Consider the following 19,851-nt stretch of genomic DNA (forward strand, 5'->3'; position numbering starts at 1 on the left):
TAATTAAGTAAAATAAAAAAGCTCCATTAACGGAGCTTCTTTTACTGTGTAATAGCATTAGTGATACCACTAAATCTTGTGCCTCGATGACGAGCTTCATTATATAAAAAAGTGTACTTAGCTCGCAATATTTTACCTTGAATATAGTTATCATCAGATAAATCCAAAGTATTTTGATCTAAGTCTTGCTCTAAAGCAATTTGATTTTGAAGCTTTTCAATCTCAGACACTAATTTTTGATCGCCAAGTTCTTTGATCTTGTTTCTCTTTTTTCTAGCCATTATAATGCCGTTCTTCCTTGTACTGCACGCTTCAAAGTAATGGAATTAGCATATTCAATGTCACTACCGACAGATAATCCAGCCGCAAGACGCGTGACTTTAATGCCAGCCGGTTTAATCAACTTACTAATATACATAGCAGTTGATTCGCCTTCAGGAGTTGAATTCAGAGCTAAAATTACTTCCTTAACTTCATCATGTTTCTGCAGCCGAGTAATTAAGGATTTAATATTAATCTCTTCTGGTCCAATTCCATCCATTGGTGAAAGAACACCATGAAGCACATGATAGAGTCCATTATATTCTCCCATTTCTTCAAACGCCATCAAATCTTTAGGTTGTTCAACCACCATAATGGTCGTTTGATCACGATTAGGATTAGAGCAGATATCACAGACATCCTTTTCAGTAATATTGCCACAAATTGGACATTGATGAATATCTTTTTTCACTTGAATTAGTGCTTTAGAAAAATCTTCAACGTCTTCTTGAGGCATATCCATTGTATAAAAAGCTAACCGTGTGGCAGTTTTTTCACCAATACCTGGGAGCTTCATATAAGCATCAATCAAATGAGCTATTGGTAATGGATATTGCAAATTACATCAAACCTTTCGTGTATTTGCCCAAACTTGCTTGAGTTGCTTTGTCAATTTGTGCTAAGCCTTTGTTAACAGCATCAATAACTAAATCTTGCAACATATCTGGATCATCTGGATCGATTGCTTCCTTATCGATCTTAATATCCTTAAGCTTGCGATCACCAGTAAAAGTGGCAACTACTAGATCATCAGCTGATTTGCCAGTGAATTCTTGGGCAGTGATATTTTCTTGTTCTTCTGCCATTTGTGCTTGTAATTTCTTAGCTTGCTTCATCATTTGTTGCATGTTCATTCCGCCCATGCCCATACCGCCAAAGTTAGGTCTTCTACTCATTTATCTTTCTCCTTAATCTTTAATAGTTACTGCATCCCCAAATAAATCCTTAGCTTTATTAATCACATCAGGATCATCTTTAGGTTCTGCATCTTCTTTAATCTCGATTTGCTTTTTCTTCTTAGCCAGTAATTCTGCTTTATGACTTTCGACAAATTCTTTTCTAACTGCCAGCCAGTCATTATCTGGTACTAATACAATACCATAATAATGCTTAGCAAACTTCTCAATATAGCTAGTCAATTTTTCCATTAAATCACTATCTGCACTAGCATTTTCAAACCATAATGTATATTTGCACTTCATTACGACTTGATCTGGACTAGCTGCGACCGGTTCAAGCACATCAAGCAATGCTTTTTCCGAAACGGCTAAAACTGATTGCAAATCTGGCCATACATTCTTAACTGCTTCCAGATCTTTTCTAGTAGCATTTTCAAGAACATGATAAACCTGTTTGCGATTTTCTGCTGTAGTTTTTTTAATCTTCTTAACCGGCTTTTTAATAGCAGGTTCCGTTGATTGTTTCTTAGCTTTAGGTATAACTTTAGGAACTGCCGTATCTAGTTGAAATACCTGATCTTTACCAAAGGATGGCTTGTTAGAAAGTTGAGTAACCTTTTGAGTTAATTCAACAATCTGTTTCTTTAATGCTGCTACTTCAGCTGATAACCCAGTATTGTTAACTGGGGCTGCCTGCGGCATTACTGGTGCCTTTTGAGGAGCAGGCGTTGATGCTGCCGGCGTATTATTAGTAGCTTCAACCAAGAAAACTTCAAGCGGAATCTGCTGTTGATTAGTGTAGCGCAGATCGTTTAAAGCTGTATTAGCTAAAGTAATTAAATGATAGTAAGTGGAAGTCGGTACGTCTTTAATCTTTTCAATAAAATCTTTAGATAAAAACATACCTTGATCGGTACTATTTGCTTTAACCAACATTAAGCTCTTAGTTGCCATATCAATCAATTCATCCAAGATATTTTTAGAACTAGCACCCTTGTCTAATTCCGCTTGAGCCAACTTTAATGCCGTACCAGCATCTTGATTAAGCAAGCTTAACAGGATATGCTCAATATTTTCTCTTGCAGCAAAACCAGTGATCTGTAAAGCATCTTTATAATTGACGCTTTCTTTTTCATAACTAAGAAGCTGGTCCAAAATACTAAGAGCATCCCGCATTCCACCATCTGCCACTTGAGCAATAACTGCTATAGCCTTATCTTCATATTTAATGTTTTCTTGATCAAGAATATACTTCATTCTCTTCTCAAGATCATCTTTTGAAATTCGCTTAAAATTATAACGTTGCGTTCTTGAGATGATAGTAGCTGGAACTTTTTGCAATTCAGTCGTTGCTAAGATAAAGACTACATGTTCCGGTGGTTCTTCCAGCGTTTTAAGCAAAGCATTAAAGGCACCCATTGAAAGCATGTGAACTTCGTCGATGATATAGACTTTATATTTGCCTTCAGTTGGAGCATATTTTACCTTATCACGAATTTCGCGGATTTCATCAACCCCATTGTTAGAAGCCGCATCGATTTCCATAATGTCTGGCATGGAACCGTGATCTGCCGCAATACAGTTGGTACATTTATTACATGGTTCACCATCTTGCAGATTAGTACAATTCAGTGCTTTAGCAAAAATTTTGGCACAAGAAGTCTTACCAGTACCACGAGGCCCTGCAAACAAAAATGCATGAGAAACTTTGCCTCGCTTAATCGCATTCTTAAGAGTATCAGTAATTGCCTCTTGTCCAATCACGCTGTCAAAAGTTCGTGGTCGCCATTTACGATATAGCGCTTGATAAGCCATAAATTCTCTTCCCTAGTAAACAAGCTCCTAACTCTAAAAGAGCTAAGAGCTTGTTAATTGTCTAATAAAGGGCACATGCCTGAACAACCTTAGTGCTGCTACCTTCCGGTCCTGACACGCTTCAGAGGTCAAACATTGCCCATCAAGTATAATAACGTATTTTACAATTTTTTTCTAGTTTCTTGCCCGAAAAATTAATTATTTTCTGCCTGCTTTTTAGCTTCTTTAGCCGCTTTCTGTTTCTCTCGAATTCCCCTGAAAAAATCTTTCAGCATTTGAGCGCATTGATCACGATAAAGTCCACGAATTGCACGAGGATGATGATTAAATTTATCCACAGTAAATAAATCCACAACCGATCCACACGCACCTGCTTTAGGATCAAGTGCACCAAAATAGACATCTTTAATTCTAGAATTAATAATTGCACCGGCACACATTGGACACGGTTCTAAGGTAACAAATAAACTACAGTCAATTAAACGCCACATGCCTAAATTCTTACAGGCTTCTTTAATCGCAATCATTTCTGCATGTTGGGTGGAGTCTTCATCCAATTCTCGTCTATTATAGCCCGTACCAATTACTTTTCCATCAGGGTCAACAATTACCGCACCGATAGGTACTTCTCCCTGCTGTTCTGCTATTTTAGCTTGATCCATGGCTAATTGCATATACTTCTTTTTATCATCGCTAGAAAGCATTATTTCGCCTCTCATTTCCTTATCTATTTATTGTATCAAAAAAGGGCTGATCATATCGATCAACCCTTTTGCTTTATAAGTTGTACTTTTTATAAAGTGCCAATGTTGCGATTTCTGAAGTTGTGGTAGAAAAAGATACCTGACAAGATAAGGTACAAAGCAGCAATACCAGCTGGAGCAGCAGTTTCGTTATCGCCAGAGATCATACCTAACATAAATACACCAAGTATTACGATTAAAACAGCAACAATATATTTCCAAGCTTTCTTCATAATAAATATCCTCTTCACATTTTCACATACTATTCTTTATCCAAGATTTATTATAAGAGGTCATTTCCACAAAAGAAAGCATTTTTATAAACTCTAATGTAGATCTAATAAGGCTTTTAAGCAATTCTTATTTATTTAATTCTTAGTTGATTTTAAGATATAATATCCTTTATCCCTTGTTAAAATTTCACAATTGCCGTAAGTGTCAGTCATATTCTTACATGCGCTTGGTTCGCCCTGCTTTTTTTGAATAACCACAAGCAGTACGCCACCACTCACTAAATGTTCATTTGCACCCATTAGAATCTCATTTACGACTTTTTTACCAGCTCTAATTGGCGGATTCGTTAATATTAAGCCAAACTTTTTATCATTATCCACCTGTGCATAACAATCTGAGCTGTAGATATTTACATTTTTAATATGATTTACTTTGGCATTTTGTTTAGCCAACTTGAGACCACGTTCGTTAACATCAACCATATCTACTTTTTTATCAGGCCAAAATTTAGCAGCGAATAACCCAATAGGGCCATATCCTGTTCCCACATCTAAGATATTATTTTTAGGAAAGTCAACCTCTTTCATAGTCTTAATCAAAACGCCACTACCGTAATCAACCCGCATTTTAGAAAAAACACCTGCATCAGTAGTAAACTTCAAATCAACGTTATCCACATGATAATCAACAACATGTTCATCATGCTTAGCATTAGGATCTGTTGCAAAATACATCTGATTCTTTTCTGCACTTATCCTATTATCCCTTCTTCTTTTCAAACCAATCTTTTATTCTCTGCAATTCAGTCGAATTCTGTTCAGCTTTAAGAGTTTCAATTTCCGCTTGCATCTTCTTATTTTGATCAGTTAAATCCTTATTCTGTTTTTCAATATTATCATGCGTCTCAAGCGTTTTAGCCCCGTTGGTCCTTTTTACTAGGTACGAAGTAATTGATGATGTCAGCATTCCCACAATGCCAATTCCTAATAGCATCATGATTAAAGTAACAAATTTTCCCACAATACTATGTGGTGGAATAGTTTTACCAAAAATCGCATCATAACCAACTGTAGATGCCGTAGAAATAACCCACCAGAAGGCAGTATCTAGTGAGACATGTTCAGTAATCGCAAAAGCTTCTGCCCCTAAAAGCAAGAAGGTAATGGTAAAGAAAATAACGTAAAGAAGCCCATCCGTATGAAAAATTTCTCTTAGCTTCCCCATCAATCCGGCTAACCTAATTAAACGCAACAATCGTAAATCTGAGACTAAGCCCGATAAGCTAAATACATTTAAGCCTACGAACAGCAATCCCATTGGAATAATACTTAGTAAATCATAAATATGAGTTTTAAAAAATTTCTTTTTATCCTTAGCTTGTTTCAGATGATAAAAATAATCAATTGCTAAATAGAGTACAAGGCCTGCATTTATCCAAAACCACTTGCTCGTAGGCTGATCAATATTTATTACAGCAGCAAAGTCTAAGATAATTAAGAAAATCGAAATAACAGACACAGCTGCCATTAGCCACTGATATGGTGTTAATCTTTTATCTATATCTCTCATTGAAAAATCCCGTATACAAAAAATAAGCTCTTCGCACATAGCAAAGAGCTTACTTTTAAAGGCCCGATTGGGCGGTTATTATTTAAGGGTTACAGTTGCGCCAACGCCTTCAAGTTGTTCCTTGATCTTGTTAGCGTCATCTTCTGAAGCGCCTTCCTTAACAACAACTGGAGCACCGTCAACCAATTTCTTAGCGTCAAGCAAGCCCTTACCAGTGATGTCACGGATTTCCTTGATAACCTTAACTTTTTCTTGACCTGCGTCAGTCAATTCAACGTCGAATTCTGACTTAGCAGCACCTGCGTCTGCAGCACCTGCAGCAGCAACTGGAGCAGCAGCTGAAACGTCAAATTCGTCTTCAATAGCCTTTACAAGGTCGTTCAATTCAAGAATTGAAGCGCCCTTTAAATCTTCAATAATCTTATCCTTATCTAAAGCCATTATAAGTATCCTCCGAAAATTTAGAATTTAGATATTTATTTACAATAATTATTCAGCTGAACCTTCATCGTCAGGTTTAGCATCTGCAACAGCCTTAACAGCATATGCAACCTTGCGGATAGGGTCTTGTAAGCAAGAAACAAGCATTGAAAGCAAACCTTCGCGGCCTGGAATAGCAGCGAGTTCTTTGATTTCGTCCTTTGAAGTTAACTTGCCTTCAAGCATACCACCCTTGATTTCGATAACGTCGAAATCATCTTCGTATTTAGAAACGATACGAGCTGGTTCAGTAACATCATCAGCGTTATCAGTGTAGATAACAGCAGTTGGACCTACGAAAGTGTCGTCCAAGCCTTCGATGCCAGCCTTAGCAGCAGCACGTCTTAAGTAAGTGTTCTTGATAACCTTCATCTTAACATCGTTATCACGAAGTTCCTTACGCATCTTAGTAACTTCTTCAACAGTTAAACCTAAGTAGTTAATTACCAAGATAGCCTTAGCATCCTTAAGTTCATCAGCAAATGCATCAACGAGCTTTTCCTTTTCAGCAATAGCAGCTTTACTCAATTAATTTCACCTCCATGATCACATTGATAAATTCTATAAGGCCTTTTTAAAAGCAAAAACTCCATGCCGAAAGACATGGAGCATTAAAATCTTCATTATCTTCTGGCCTCGGCGGGATTTTGAGGCGTCATGCCACCCGAGTCTTAGGTAGAATTTACAGTTATTTAGTATAGCAGGCAAAACAAAAGATAGCAAGAATAAATTTACAAATTATCAAAAAATCTGTAAGATAATGAGAAAAGATTGGAGAACAATATGACAAATCAAGAACGAAAAGAACGTATTTTAACCAAATTACGTAATATTGTCTTTCTTTTATTGGGTATTACTGTTGTATTCATCAGTATTGAAAGTATTATTGCGAATAATCAAGTCGGCAACATCGTTTCAAATATAATTTGGATCATCTTAGCTTTAATAGTTGTCGTCCAAGCTCTCTATAGTATTTTTCACAGTTTGCAAACTATCGCTAAAAAACAAAAGATATTTTTAATTGCCGATTGGGCAACTATTATTTTAGGTATACTTTTAGCAAACTGTGCTTATCTAATGAAAAATAATCTTTGGCTAATAATTGGTATTGCAATATTCATTGCTGGTTGCATCCCCATTAAGGACAAAAAATAAGCAAGAAAAAAGAGGATTTAAAATCCTCTTTTTTCTATCTATATATCATCAATTAATGAAATACACTAGCGATAATTGGTAAAAGCCAAATCCAGAAAATACAACTTACTGCAAAGAAGACAGTTGAAACGGCAACTGAACTTGCCCCTTCTTTGACATAAATGTTGTAACGACTAGCAATAATAATACCTGAAAATGCTGGCGGCAAACCTGTAGCCAAGCAAAGCATTGAAATTTTCTGTGCTTCTGAACCCATACCACATAAATATGCGGCAAGCACAATAATGGCCGGGGTCAGGAACAAACGGAAGAATGTGTTCCAAATAACTTCTTTATCAATAGAAAACTTAACAGTTGATAAAGCTAAACCGGCAGCCAATACAGCGACACCAGCATTAGCCTTAGCAATTAAGTCAAAAGTTGGAGCCCATGATGTTGGAATCTTAATTCCAATCAAAACCAAGATAACAGCAAGTAATGGAGCTGCAGCAACTGGTTTTTTAATAGCATCAATAATTGACTTCAAAGTTGGATTCATTGGCTTAACATCTCTACCAGCATGATCTTCAAATTCCGCATGAGCCAAATCAATTTCACGTTGAATACCCTTTTCACTAAGTGCCTTAGCTTCTTCATCGCTAACTGGCACATCGTCAGGCACAGTCACTTTCTTAGTCTTAGGTACAGTAGTGCCTTTTTGATTCAACTTTACTTCGACTTGTGTTGAACCATTATTCTTCTTAGCACTTACCTTCTTTTTTAAAACATTTTGTCCCTTATTAATTAAAGACAAACCTAAAGGAATAGTAACCGCATTAACAACAATTGAAACAATTCCAATAACTAGGTTAGTTGTTGCATTATTGCCGTAGATAGGATCAAGAACGGCAAATCCTAAAAAGCCAATGGTTGGTGATCCAGCAATCATCGCACAAACAGCAGCCTCTTGTGTTGATCTATGAAACATCAACTTATCCAAATAATAGCTGAGCATAAATAAACCTGTTACACCTATTAATGAAATCAATGTCAAAACTATGTCTTGTGCAAACATCTTTCTAGTAGCCTTAACAATTGAGATAAACAAAGCAGCAGGCAACGCAATATTCAAAACCAGCTTATTCAAACCTTGACGTTGATCATTGTCAAAGAATGTAAATTTACCACATACATACCCTAGTAGCATAATAACCAATATAGGGACGATGTCATTAACTAATATTGTAACCATGTTTCCCCCTTATAACAGACGATACATCCAGTACCCAAAATAACAGTTGTGTTAATTTAAAGCACTTAACGCTTACATTATGAACATCATTTGATGAAAAGTAAATTGAATATTGCACTTTTTTCATTGAATCATCCAAAATAACTTATCGTTATTTTAGAGCAGAAAAAAGAAGGCTTTTTAAGCCTTCTTTTTGTCCTAAATTGTTTGATTTTCAGTTGGATTAGTTAATTCTTCTAATTCACCAGTAGTCTTATAAACAACCCAACTAGCTAAATTAACAATATGATCGCCAATTCGTTCTAATAATCTGGTTACTACAAAATAACTTGAAGAAGCAACCGCTCTAGATGGATCATCTTCTATTCCATCAACAATTAATTGTCTAGCTCGAACGTAATCATGATCAATAATTTCATCTCGACTAGCAACATCGCGTGCCATCTTTTCATCATCTTGTACATAAGCTGTCAAAACTTGAATAAGCATGTGACGAACATTGTGGGTCATATTAGAAATGATTTCTTCTACCTCAGGAATACGAGGATTGCCCTTAACACGAATAGTTTCCAAGGCAATACTCATCGCATTTTCACCAATTCGTTCCAAATCAGTTGTTGCTTTTAAAATACTAATTACTACTCTAAAATCAGTAGCCACCGGCTGTTGCAAAGCCATCAACTTTAAAGCTTTCTTTTGAATATCAATGGATTCAGTAGGGATCTTCTCCTCATTATCTACCATGGATTGAGCGGTTTTTTTATCATGGTCAACAAAGGCACGGGTAGCTTGATCAATTTGTTCATTGACAAACACACCCATTTCCATAAATTGCGTGTTTAATTTTTTTAATTCGTCTAAAAATATTTCGTGCATCTTTATACCTCAAAAATTTTAACCAAAACGACCGTTAAGGTAATCACTCGTAATTTGTTTCTTAGGTGCAATAAACATCTCTTCAGTTTTTCCTGCTTCAATCAGATCACCATTCATTAAGAAAGCAGTTTGATCTGAAATTCGCCCAGCTTGTTGTAAATTGTGCGTCACCATAATAAAAGTATACTGGTGTTTCAATTCCATTAATGTTTCTTCAATCTCACTACTTGAAATTGGATCTAATGCACTTGTCGGTTCATCTAATAACACTACTTTAGGTCTGATAGCTAAAGCACGAGCAATACATATTCTTTGTTGCTGTCCACCAGAAAAAGCCTGAGCATTACGATTCAAATTGTCCTTAGTTTCTTTCCAGATAGCGGCTTGTTGAAGGCTTTCCTCAACACGTTGATCGATCAACTGCTTATCTTTCACCCCAGCGATTTTCAAGCCATACGCGACATTATCATAAACTGAAAATGGAAAAGGCGTAGGCTGTTGAAAGACCATTCCTACTTCCTTGCGTAATTCCACCAAATCCATCTTAGAATTATAAATGTCTTGCCCTTCAAATTTGATCTCCCCAGTAATTTTAATATTTGGGATATCATCGTTCATGCGATTTAAACACCGCAAAAAGGTAGACTTACCACAACCGGATGGACCAATTAAAGCTGTTAATTCTTTTTTATGAAAATCAAGATTGATGCCATGAAGTGCCTCATAGTCACCATAACTTAAATGTACATCTTTTGCCGAAATTATCGTTGTCATTTTAACCAAAACTTCCCTGAATATAGTCTTCAGTAATTTTCCCTTTAGGATTAGTAAAGATCTCAGCTGTTGAATTATATTCAATCAAATGTCCCAAATGGAAGAATGCCGTGTAATCACTTATTCTTGAAGCTTGTTGCATGTTATGTGTAACCATAACCATCGTGTACTTGCTTCGCAACTGCTTCAACGTGTCCTCTAATTTTGAAGTAGATACTGGATCCAATGCACTTGCAGGCTCATCTAACAGCAGAACCTCAGGTTTAACTGCTAATGCTCTGGCAATACATAAACGTTGTTGCTGACCTCCAGATAAAGCTAAAGCACTTTTATCCAATTTATCCTTTACTTCATCCCATAAAGCAGCTGCACGCAAACTTTCTTCAACTATCCTATCAAGTTCCTGTTTATTATTCTGTCCATCAGCTTTTAAAGCATAAACAATATTTTCTCTAATTGATTTTGGAAAAGGATTAGGACGTTGAAAAACCATCCCAATATTTTTTCTTAATTCATAGACATTAATATTTGGTTTGTTGACATCTAAGCCATGAAACCAAATTTCTCCTTTAACAGTAGCCACACGGTCATTCATTCGATTGAGCGAACGCAAAAAAGTAGACTTACCTGAGCCTGATGCTCCAATTAAAGCAGTAATTGTATTTTTCTTAAATTGCAGACTAGCATCAAAGAGTTTTTGTACCTTTCCACCATATAAAACACTGAGCTTATTAGTAGAAAGTTCCAAATCTTCTTTAGCAAAAGTCTTAACATAACTTTGTTTTAAATCTTGCATCATACCACCTTATTTAGCCGCAGTTAACTTACGATACAGCTTATTACCTAAGTAACGCGCACCTAGATTAAACACGATTACTACAATAACCAGCAATGCAGAAGTAGCCGCAGAAACAATCGTAGCATCTGGAATGATCCCTTCAGTGTTTACTTTCCAAATATGGACAGCCAACGTTTCAGCTGGCCGCATTACGTTTAATGGACTCGTAGGGCTGAACGGGTTCCAATCCGCATAGTTAACAGTTGAACCACTTTGGCCAGCTGTATAAATTAAAGCAGCAGCTTCACCAAAAATTCTTCCTGCACTAAGAATAATCCCTGTTAAAATGCCAGGAAGAGCAGCAGGTAGAACAATGCCTCGAATAGTTTTCCAATTAGATAATCCTAAAGCTAAACCAGCTTCACGTTGATCTTGAGGGACACCTTTAATTGCTTCTTCAATATTACTAGTCAAAATTGGTAAGTTGAAGAAAGTTAATGCAAGAGCTCCCGAAATGATTGAAAAGCCAAAACCAAATTGGACTACAAAGAGCAAATAACCAAACAAACCTACCACGATTGAAGGCAACGAACTTAAAATTTGAATTGTTGTTCTAATCAAATTAGTTATCCAATTATCTTTAGCATATTCAGCTAAATAAATAGCAGCTCCTAAAGCAATAGGCAAAGAAATGATTGTAGTCAAGATCAACAAATAAAGTGAATTAAATAATTGATCTCTAACCCCACCACCAGCTTGATATGATGAAGCTTCTGAAGTTAAAAAGTGCCAGGACAAATGCGGAATACCAGTAATTAAAATATTTCCTAAGATGCCTGCTAAAATTAAGACAACGATTCCCACCAAAATATAAATGATTACTGTTGCTAATTTATCTCTTTTTTTCGCATCCATTCTACTTTTGTCCCCTCTTTCCTACTAACTTGACTAAGAAGTTAAAGACTAAAGACATGATGAGCAGAAGCAGAGCTAATGACCATAATGCATTATTTGGCAACGTACCCATAACAGTATTGCCCATTTGACTAGTTAACTGACTAGTCAAAGTTGCAGATGGACTGACCAAGTTGTATGGCATCAATACTGCGTTACCAATTACCATTTGAACTGCCAAAGCTTCACCAAATGCTCGCGCCATCCCAAAGATGACAGCAGTTAGAATTCTAGGCGTAGCTACGCGCAAAACTACATGATATATAGTTTGCCAATGAGTGGCTCTTAAGGCCATTGAAGCCTTTCTAAAATGGCTAGGAACTGCTTTTAAACTATCTACAGTTAGAGATGTAATAGTTGGCAAAACCATGACAAATAAAACCAAAGTTGCAGCTAAAATACCAAAACCAGTTCCACCAAATAAATTCCTAATAACTGGAACAATAATTGTCAGTCCTAAGAAACCATAAACTACGGACGGAATACCAACTAATAATTCGGTTACTGATTGTAAAAAGCTTGCGCCTTTTTTAGAAGAATATTCCGTCATATATAGTGCAATAGCAATTGCAAAAGGCGTTGCTACTAATGCTGCTAACAATGTTACCGCAAAAGAAGTAACAATCATCACCGCAGCACCTACATGATTCTTGCCTTCACCGGGATCCCAGTCACTAGAAGTCAAGAAATGGAAGATATTAACATGATCACTAACGAAAGTAGACAAACCATGATAGCCAACAAAGCCAATAATCGAAACAACTAATATAATAATTAAGGCAATGGCAAAGTAAGTTAAGCCTTTACCCCAATATTCTTGACGTGTTTCCTTAGAAGGTTTAGTTAGTTTTTCAACATCAACACTACTCGGACCAATTTTCTTTAACTTAACATGAAGAACTTGTTGTTCAGCAATCGCTTGGTCAACAACTTCCTTTAACTTATCTTTATTTTCCATAAATTATTTTCCTATTTGCGTAACTTGATTTTTGCTATTACGAGTAACCTTCATATCATTAATACTTAAATAGCCAATTTTAGGCACAAGTTCTTTTTGAACCTTTTTACCTAACATATAATCAATAAAAGCCTTCGTTTGCTTATTAGGCTTTCCTTTAGTGTACATATGCTCGTATGACCAAAGCTGCCACTTATTAGTCGTAATATTTTTATTAGTTGGCTTTATGTGATCAATACTTAATTTTTGGATATGCGCATCGTTAGCATATGGGAATGACAAATAACTAACAGTACCTGGAGTGGTATTAACAATCTTTTTTACCGTACCATTTGAATCTTGTTCTTGCGATTTAATTGGTTTTTGCCCACGCAAAATAATATCTTCAAAAGTACTTCTTGTACCGCTACCTTTTGAACGGTTAATTACAGTAATGGCTTCATCCTTACCACCTAATTGGCGCCAATTAGTTATTTTACCTGTGAAGATTTGTGCTAGTTGCTTAGCAGAAACATTCTTTACACCAACGCCTTTATTCACAATTGGAACAATTCCAACAACAGCAATTTTATAATCTCTTAATTTACTTGCGTTGATACCTTTTTGTGTTTCTGCAAAAACATCAGACGTACCTATTTGTACGGCACCTGCTTGAACCTGACTAAGACCGGTTCCAGATCCACCACCTTGAACAACAATATTGCTATCCGAATGACTTAAGCGATAATCATTGCCTGCCTGTTCAGCTAAAAGCTGCATTGCACTTGAACCAACAATAGTAATTTTTGATCCATTATTAGCACATGCAGTCATAGTAACTAGCAATAGCATTAAAAGTAGGATTATTTTCCCTATAGAATGTTTTTTCATCACATTTTCCTTAAGTATGTAAATTTTGCAAAGTTCAAAAATAATCATATCATAACAAAAAAAGCTCCGCTATATTGCGGAGCTTTTATTAAGCTTTATTTAAATTAGTCCAAGTTTAATGGATCAAGCTTGATCCCAGGACCAAAGGTTGCTGAAACAGCAACACTCTTAATGTATTGACCCTTAGCTGATGCTGGACGAGCACGCAAAATAACATCGCGTAAAGCGTCAAAGTTTTCAACTAATTGGTCTTCAGTAAATGATACCTTACCAATAGGAGTGTGAATAGCAGCTTGACGGTCTACACGGTATTCTACTTGACCAGCCTTAACGTTCTTAACAGCCTTTTCGATGTCCATAGTTACAGTACCAGTCTTAGGGTTTGGCATTAAGCCCTTAGGTCCAAGAATACGACCTAAACGACCTACCTTAGCCATCATCATTGGAGTTGCAACTACAACGTCGAAGTCTAACCAACCGTCTTGAATCTTTTGTACTAAGTCGTCTGAACCAACAAAGTCAGCACCTGCAGCCTTAGCTTGATCAGCTTGTGGGCCTTCAGCAAATACTACAACGGTTTGAGTCTTACCAGTACCGTTTGGTAAAACAATTGAACCACGAATTTGTTGGTCTGCTTGCTTAGGATCAACGCTCAAGTTGTAAGCTACATCAACTGTAGCGTCAAAGTTAGCGTATGAAGTTTCCTTAACAAGTTTCATAGCTTCTGCTACTGAGTATAATTTATTTGAGTCTACCTTCTTGGCAGCATCTAAATATTTCTTGCCATGCTTTGGCATGTGAATTCCTCCTTGTATATGTGGTCAAACGAGCTTCTCTTAACTCTCCCACCTAATGTGTTACCTAAATAACAGGATTAGTCTTCGACTTCGATACCCATACTTCTAGCGGTACCTTCAACCATGCGCATAGCAGCTTCAATATCAGCAGCGTTAAGGTCTTTCATCTTAGTCTCAGCAATTTCCTTGACTTGGTCCTTGGTTACCTTACCAACTTTCTTGGTGTTAGGTTCACCTGAGGCCTTCTTGATCTTAGCAGCTTGCTTTAAAAGCACTGGTGCTGGTGGAGTCTTAGTAATGAATTCGAATGAACGATCTTCATATACAGTGATGACTACAGGGATAATCATGCCCTTTTGGTCAGCAGTTCTAGCATTGAAGTCCTTAGTAAAACCAACAATGTTGATACCAGCTTGACCCAAAGCAGGACCAACTGGAGATGCAGGGGTTGCAGCGCCAGCTGGAATTTGCAACTTAACTACGTTAATAACTTTCTTTGCCACGGTCAAAACCTCCTTGATTCCGTGATGCGGTTAAAATGGAGAATTTTCCTTTTTTCTCCTCCCACAATAATAAACATACCGTATTAGAATAACATCGTTTCGATACAATTACAATAAGATTTTGAAATTATTCGTTTTCGTCCAACTTCTTAACTTGATCATAATCAAGTTCAGCAGTGGTAGCACGACCAAACATATCAACTGAAACGTATAATTTGTACTTATCAGGTTGAATGTCAGTAATCTTACCAACCATGCCATTAAATGCACCTTCAGTAATAGTTACTGATTCACCAATATCAAAGTTAGCGGTAGGTCTCTTAGCTGGTTGACCTTGATTCTTAAGCAGACGTTCAACTTCTTCTGGTAAAAGTGGTGAAGGCTTAGAACCACCACCGTGTGAACCAACAAAGCCAGTTACGTTAGGAGTGTTTCTTACGACAAACCAACTTTCGTCAGTCATAACCATTTCAACTAAAACGTAACCTGGGAAGATTTTTTCTTCTACTTCTTGCTTCTTGCCGCGAACAGTTTCTACTTTTTCTTCTTCTGGAACCATTACACGAAAGATGTAGTCTTGCATCCCCATGCTTTGCGCACGTGAAAGCAAGTCTGACTTAACCTTGTCTTCATAACCAGAATAAGTATGTAAAACGTACCATTTCTTTTGAGCAGTTTCGACCATTTTTTTCTCCTTAATTTGGGTAAACAAAAAAACCTCCACTCAGAGGTCTTTCTTTTCGCTCTTTTTATTATAGCATGTACTACTAATAAATTCTATACATTAGTAATTACATTATCTTTTGAGTTAACCAGCTGAAAAGCCAATCAAGCGCGCCTAAATATGCTGCAAACAAAACTGAACTAGTGATAACAGTCATCGTATCATGTCTATTTTGTTTAGCTGATGGCCAAGTTACCATCTTCATTTCCTTGACTACGCTCTTAAAAAACTTAATCATTAAACTTTTACCTCGTTTCCTTGTGCAAAGTCATTTTACCGCAATGCTTGCAGAACTTCTTCAGTTCAAGTCGCTGAGTGCGATTCTTACTTGCGGTGATTGAGTAGTTGCGTGACCCGCATACGCTACAGGCTAAGGCTGCCTTCTTCACTGCCATAATCTCACTTCCAAACTTTCTTTATAAAAACACATACTTAGAAAGTATTGTATACTGATTTCCCCACTTGCGTCAATCATGTAATAATTTTGGAATAACCAAAATGAATCGAAGTTTATTCAATTTTAATATTTTAAATCTTTAATTTACTTATCTATAATAAGTATGAGTATTTTTTAGAAAGGACAACTATTATGAATAAACATCCAGAATATTTATTGAATAAAATTTCTGGTCCTAAAGACTTGAAAAAATTATCCATTTCTCAGATGGAACAATTAGCTAAAGAAATTAGAACTCTTATCCTCGAAAAAGACGCAGCAGAAGGTGGACACTTAGGTCCAGACTTAGGAATCGTTGAAGCAACTATTGCTTATCACTATGTTTTTGATGCACCTAAGGATAAGATCATCTGGGACGTTTCTCACCAAACTTATCCTCATAAAATGTTGACTGGTCGTGCAGAAGCTTGGCTCGATCCAGACAAATATGAAGACGTAACTCCATATACTAATCCTGATGAGAGTCCATACGACTACTATGCCGTAGGACACACCTCTACTTCCATTGCTTTAGCAACTGGAATGGCTAAAGCTAGAGACTTAATGGGTGGTCATGAAAATATTATGGCCTTAATTGGCGATGGTTCAATGACTGGTGGTCTTGCTTATGAAGGCTTAAACAATGCCGCTATCGAAAAGCATAACTTAGTTGTAGTAGTTAACGACAATCAAATGTCTATCGATGACAATGTTGGTGGTTTGGTTACTGCTTTAAAGAAATTGCGTGATTCAAATGGCGAAACTAAAGAGAATCCATTTACTGCAATGGGATTTGACTACCGCTATGTGGCTGACGGCAATGACATTAAGTCAATGATCGACGCATTTAAAGCAGTTAAAGATGTCGACCACCCTATTTTGCTTCACATCAATACTTTAAAGGGTAAAGGCTACCAACCTGCTATCGACCATGAAGAAGCACACCACTGGGTAATGCCTTTCGACCTTAAGACTGACAAGACTACTGTTCCTGCTCTAGAAGGTCCAACCGCTAACTCTGTTGCCATGGACGTAATGAAAGAACATATCGAAAACGGCGAAAAGATTATAGCAATCAATGCTGCCATTCCTGGTGTCTTTGGCCTTGATGAAATCAAGAATAAGTATCCAGAAAACTATCATGATGTTGGTATTGCTGAACAAGAATCCGTTGCCTTTGCTGCTGGTATGGCAAAAGAAGGTGCAGTTCCAGTCTTATTTGAAAATTCAACCTTCTTGCAACGTGCCTTTGACCAATTATCACACGATGTTGCTGCTAACGATTTACCAGTTGTAATGATGGTAGCTGGCGGTGGTATGTCTGGTACAAGCAAGACCCACCTTGGAGTTTTCGACCAAGTTATGATTTCTAATTTACCTAACTGGATTTACCTTGCTCCTACCACTTTAGCTGAAGAAAAGGCAATGATGGAATGGGCTATCAAGCAAAGAAAGCATCCAGTTGCAATTAAGATGCCAACTAAGCACGTTCCTGTAGGTGAAAATGCTACTAGCGATTATGCAAAAATCAAGTATAATATCAAGCCTGGTAAGGACGTTGCTGTTTTAGCATTAGGCGACATGTATGACATGCTGGGCAAAGGTGTTGCTGAAAAGCTTGGCGCAAGTTTAGTCAACCCTATTTCAGCTAATATTTTGGACAAAGATGCTTTAGACAAGCTAGCTACTGAAAACAAGGTCATCGTAACTATCGAGGACAACACGCTTGACGGTGGTTTTGGCGAAAAAGTTGCTTCTTACCTTGGTGATAAAAACGTTAAGGTTTTGAACTATGGACAAAAACGTGTTTACACTGATCAAATTCCACTTAAGGAGATCTTAAAAGACAACCGCATGACTGTTGATCAAATCGTTGAAGACGTAAAGAACGCTTAATCAAAAAATATATCAAATTAAAAATCTCTTCGGGTATGATCATCCTGAAGAGATTTTTATTTATTGAAATTCTTATAAGAAGCAGCTAAAGCATCCCTAATCTCACAATAAAGTGGAAAAATACTTTGATAAATAGCTGCTTCTTTTTGATTAGGAAAATAAACTTTATCTGTTTGCGCAAACTGCGCAAACTGCTCAATCTCATCCATGTTTTTACTCAAGCCTAATGCCTGTCGTGCTAAAAACATGGCAGCCAGCGTCCCACTCTGTTCTTCCTTCATGGTAACGATCGGCACATTAAAAACATTGGCACATAATTGTCTTACAAAATCACTTTTTAAAAAGCCACCAGTTGCATTAATTGTGACTGGTTTCTTCGTGTTTTTGATTAAATTAGAAGCTGCGTCATACAGGTTAAAGATAATTCCTTCAATCACCGCTCGTGCCATCTCAGGCTTTTGATGCATCCGCGTTAGGCCAATGAATGATCCTCTGGCATCGGCATTCCAAATTGGCGCACGTTCTCCGCCTAGGTATGGCAAGAAAATTAAGTTACGACTGCCTGCTGGTGCGGTTTGAGCCACATCTAAAAAGTCTTGCGGTGTTTCATTGGCATCAAATAAAGTTTGTCGTGCCCAATTAAATACAATTCCTCCATTGTTTACTGGACCACCCAGTAGATAATGCTGTTGGTCAATGGGATAACAGAAATAACTAGCATTTTCATCTATCTTAGGCTGGTCAACAATTGTTCTAACTGCGCCTGATGTTCCAATATTTAAAGCAAAATGATCGCTATCGATTGCGTTGACGCCAATGGTGGACAGATAACCATCACTAGCTCCTAGAATGATTTTAGTATCGGGATTTATCCCCAACTTTTGCACATATTCTATTTTGATAGGAGAAATAACCTCAATAGGCTGAGCTATTTCGGGTAATTGCGCTTGCTTTATTCCCACAATATTTAACAATTCCTGATCCCAAGTAAGCGTATTGAGATTAAGCATCCCTGTACCAGCTGCCATAGTGGTATCGGTAATCATTTTTCCAGTTAAACGGAAAATCAAATATTCCTTGATGCCAATCCATTTTTGAGTCTGCTTAAACAATTCAGACTTTTGATCCTTTAACCACAGTAGCTTATAAATCGGTGCCATCGGGTGCATTGGCATCCCTGTTTTACGATAAACTTTCTTAGCTAGCCCCTTATTTTTAGCATCTTCTACAATACTTTTCGCACAATTATCTGCCCAAGTAATGCTGTTAGTTAATAGTTCATTATTTTGATCTAAGCCAATCAAACTATGCATTTGACTCGACCAAGAAATGGCTAAAATTTTCCCAGTTGTTTGTTGAGCCAGTTTATAAATAATTTCTTGGACAGCATCAAAAATTAACTTTGGATCTTCCTCAGCTTGTCCGATTTTTTCTTGAATTAAGGGATAGCCTTTACTAACAGTGGAAACTGCTTTACCCAATTCGTTATAAAGTACGCCCTTAGTAGCAGTTGTTCCTACGTCGATTCCGATAATATAGTTCATTTTATTTGTGATAAAACTTCTTCCATTCCTTATAAGACTTATCTTGCCAAGATTTTGGTAATTTTTTCCAATCCCAATACCGATCTTTTACTTCTTGTATGAATAGCCCCTCGCTTCGAGCTAATTCTTCTACTAATTTAAGATTTTGACCCTTTAAATTATAAAAAGTAGTCTGCCATTCATCTGCAACTTCAATGAAAAACTCTCGGTGCTTCCTATCAATTAACTTGATAATTAAGTGACCTTGCCATTTTAAAATAATATGTTTAATTACGCGTGGTGCTAGTTAAATCG

25 protein-coding genes, 1 other RNA gene and 1 other annotated feature are annotated in these 19,851 nt (G+C 36.9%); of the genes, 2 read left to right on the top strand and 24 right to left on the bottom strand.

Features of this window, described 5'->3' with window-relative positions; genetic code table 11:
- Nucleotides 1-41: 41 nt before the first annotated feature.
- From FC57_RS07450 to rplJ, 11 genes are all read right to left on the bottom strand, one after another.
- Nucleotides 42-281 carry a YaaL family protein gene (locus FC57_RS07450; RefSeq protein ID WP_007126869.1) on the bottom strand — a complete coding sequence of 80 codons (240 nt, stop codon included), beginning with the start codon at nt 279-281 and terminating at the stop codon, nt 42-44.
- A complete protein-coding gene (gene recR / locus FC57_RS07455) occupies nt 281-880 on the bottom strand; it encodes a recombination mediator RecR (protein WP_040530031.1) in 600 nt (199 codons plus the stop codon). Before recR ends, FC57_RS07450 begins: the two co-directional genes overlap by 1 nt.
- Nucleotide 881: 1 nt before the next feature.
- Nucleotides 882-1,217 (bottom strand): YbaB/EbfC family nucleoid-associated protein, encoded by a 336-nt coding sequence (locus FC57_RS07460; protein WP_007126867.1) that lies wholly within the window; start codon nt 1,215-1,217, stop codon nt 882-884.
- Nucleotides 1,218-1,229: 12 nt separating this feature from the next.
- Nucleotides 1,230-3,035, bottom strand: a complete 1,806-nt coding sequence (dnaX, locus tag FC57_RS07465) for a DNA polymerase III subunit gamma/tau (RefSeq protein ID WP_007126866.1) — start codon at nt 3,033-3,035, stop codon at nt 1,230-1,232.
- Nucleotides 3,036-3,090: 55 nt separating this feature from the next.
- Nucleotides 3,091-3,184: signal recognition particle sRNA small type (gene ffs, locus FC57_RS10700), an RNA gene on the bottom strand.
- A gap of 45 nt (nt 3,185-3,229) precedes the next feature.
- Nucleotides 3,230-3,739, bottom strand: a complete 510-nt coding sequence (gene tadA, locus FC57_RS07470; protein WP_040530028.1) for a tRNA adenosine(34) deaminase TadA — start codon at nt 3,737-3,739, stop codon at nt 3,230-3,232.
- A gap of 89 nt (nt 3,740-3,828) precedes the next feature.
- Nucleotides 3,829-4,011, bottom strand: coding sequence for a hypothetical protein (locus FC57_RS07475; RefSeq protein WP_007126864.1), 183 nt, complete (start codon nt 4,009-4,011; stop codon nt 3,829-3,831).
- Between the two features lie 135 nt (nt 4,012-4,146).
- Nucleotides 4,147-4,767, bottom strand: a complete 621-nt coding sequence (locus FC57_RS07480) for a class I SAM-dependent methyltransferase (protein ID WP_040530078.1) — start codon at nt 4,765-4,767, stop codon at nt 4,147-4,149.
- Between the two features lie 4 nt (nt 4,768-4,771).
- Nucleotides 4,772-5,581 carry an ion channel gene (locus FC57_RS07485; RefSeq protein WP_007126862.1) on the bottom strand — a complete coding sequence of 270 codons (810 nt, stop codon included), beginning with the start codon at nt 5,579-5,581 and terminating at the stop codon, nt 4,772-4,774.
- Between the two features lie 78 nt (nt 5,582-5,659).
- Nucleotides 5,660-6,022 carry a 50S ribosomal protein L7/L12 gene (gene rplL / locus FC57_RS07490; protein WP_007126861.1) on the bottom strand — a complete coding sequence of 121 codons (363 nt, stop codon included), beginning with the start codon at nt 6,020-6,022 and terminating at the stop codon, nt 5,660-5,662.
- A gap of 48 nt (nt 6,023-6,070) precedes the next feature.
- Nucleotides 6,071-6,589: a 50S ribosomal protein L10 gene (gene rplJ / locus FC57_RS07495; protein WP_007126860.1), complete on the bottom strand. Its 519-nt coding sequence runs from the start codon at nt 6,587-6,589 to the stop codon at nt 6,071-6,073.
- A 43-nt stretch (nt 6,590-6,632) separates the two neighbouring features.
- Nucleotides 6,633-6,755, bottom strand: a sequence feature (ribosomal protein L10 leader region).
- A gap of 89 nt (nt 6,756-6,844) precedes the next feature.
- Between rplJ and FC57_RS07500 the strand changes: the two genes are divergently transcribed.
- Complete coding sequence (locus FC57_RS07500; protein WP_007126859.1) at nt 6,845-7,216, top strand: hypothetical protein; 372 nt, start codon at nt 6,845-6,847, stop codon at nt 7,214-7,216.
- Nucleotides 7,217-7,268: 52 nt separating this feature from the next.
- Here the strand turns inward: FC57_RS07500 and FC57_RS07505 are convergent, their stop codons facing one another.
- The 12 genes from FC57_RS07505 to rpmG all read right to left on the bottom strand — a co-directional run bounded on the left by FC57_RS07505 (nt 7,269) and on the right by rpmG (nt 16,076).
- On the bottom strand, nt 7,269-8,447 hold the full coding sequence (locus tag FC57_RS07505) for an AEC family transporter (RefSeq protein ID WP_007126858.1): 1,179 nt from the start codon (nt 8,445-8,447) through the stop codon (nt 7,269-7,271).
- 198 nt (nt 8,448-8,645) lie between these two features.
- Nucleotides 8,646-9,323, bottom strand: coding sequence for a phosphate signaling complex protein PhoU (gene phoU, locus FC57_RS07510; protein WP_007126857.1), 678 nt, complete (start codon nt 9,321-9,323; stop codon nt 8,646-8,648).
- A gap of 18 nt (nt 9,324-9,341) precedes the next feature.
- Complete coding sequence (pstB, locus tag FC57_RS07515; protein ID WP_007126856.1) at nt 9,342-10,097, bottom strand: phosphate ABC transporter ATP-binding protein PstB; 756 nt, start codon at nt 10,095-10,097, stop codon at nt 9,342-9,344.
- A gap of 1 nt (nt 10,098) precedes the next feature.
- Nucleotides 10,099-10,896, bottom strand: a complete 798-nt coding sequence (gene pstB / locus FC57_RS07520; protein ID WP_148449493.1) for a phosphate ABC transporter ATP-binding protein PstB — start codon at nt 10,894-10,896, stop codon at nt 10,099-10,101.
- A 6-nt stretch (nt 10,897-10,902) separates the two neighbouring features.
- Nucleotides 10,903-11,790, bottom strand: coding sequence for a phosphate ABC transporter permease PstA (pstA, locus tag FC57_RS07525; RefSeq protein WP_007126854.1), 888 nt, complete (start codon nt 11,788-11,790; stop codon nt 10,903-10,905).
- Between the two features lies 1 nt (nt 11,791).
- Nucleotides 11,792-12,787, bottom strand: a complete 996-nt coding sequence (pstC, locus tag FC57_RS07530; protein WP_007126853.1) for a phosphate ABC transporter permease subunit PstC — start codon at nt 12,785-12,787, stop codon at nt 11,792-11,794.
- A 3-nt stretch (nt 12,788-12,790) separates the two neighbouring features.
- The gene (locus FC57_RS07535; protein ID WP_040530025.1) at nt 12,791-13,657 is read right to left on the bottom strand and encodes a phosphate ABC transporter substrate-binding protein; all 867 of its coding nucleotides are present in this window, start codon (nt 13,655-13,657) and stop codon (nt 12,791-12,793) included.
- A 104-nt stretch (nt 13,658-13,761) separates the two neighbouring features.
- Nucleotides 13,762-14,454, bottom strand: coding sequence for a 50S ribosomal protein L1 (gene rplA / locus FC57_RS07540; protein ID WP_007126851.1), 693 nt, complete (start codon nt 14,452-14,454; stop codon nt 13,762-13,764).
- A 77-nt stretch (nt 14,455-14,531) separates the two neighbouring features.
- Nucleotides 14,532-14,957: a 50S ribosomal protein L11 gene (rplK, locus tag FC57_RS07545; protein WP_007126850.1), complete on the bottom strand. Its 426-nt coding sequence runs from the start codon at nt 14,955-14,957 to the stop codon at nt 14,532-14,534.
- 127 nt (nt 14,958-15,084) lie between these two features.
- Nucleotides 15,085-15,642: a transcription termination/antitermination protein NusG gene (nusG, locus tag FC57_RS07550; protein ID WP_040530076.1), complete on the bottom strand. Its 558-nt coding sequence runs from the start codon at nt 15,640-15,642 to the stop codon at nt 15,085-15,087.
- A 106-nt stretch (nt 15,643-15,748) separates the two neighbouring features.
- Nucleotides 15,749-15,919, bottom strand: coding sequence for a preprotein translocase subunit SecE (gene secE, locus FC57_RS07555; protein WP_007126848.1), 171 nt, complete (start codon nt 15,917-15,919; stop codon nt 15,749-15,751).
- A 7-nt stretch (nt 15,920-15,926) separates the two neighbouring features.
- Nucleotides 15,927-16,076, bottom strand: coding sequence for a 50S ribosomal protein L33 (gene rpmG / locus FC57_RS10705; RefSeq protein ID WP_003549092.1), 150 nt, complete (start codon nt 16,074-16,076; stop codon nt 15,927-15,929).
- 194 nt (nt 16,077-16,270) lie between these two features.
- On the opposite strand from rpmG, the gene FC57_RS07560 reads away from it, so the two are divergent.
- Entirely contained in the window at nt 16,271-18,013 is a 1,743-nt protein-coding gene (locus tag FC57_RS07560) for a 1-deoxy-D-xylulose-5-phosphate synthase (protein ID WP_007126847.1), read from the top strand.
- 56 nt (nt 18,014-18,069) lie between these two features.
- Here the strand turns inward: FC57_RS07560 and FC57_RS07565 are convergent, their stop codons facing one another.
- A complete protein-coding gene (locus FC57_RS07565) occupies nt 18,070-19,557 on the bottom strand; it encodes a gluconokinase (RefSeq protein WP_007126846.1) in 1,488 nt (495 codons plus the stop codon).
- Nucleotides 19,558-19,851 lie beyond the last annotated feature (294 nt).

Origin of the sequence: Lactobacillus ultunensis DSM 16047 (assembly GCF_001436305.1) — a bacterium.
Lineage (GTDB): Bacteria > Bacillota > Bacilli > Lactobacillales > Lactobacillaceae > Lactobacillus > Lactobacillus ultunensis.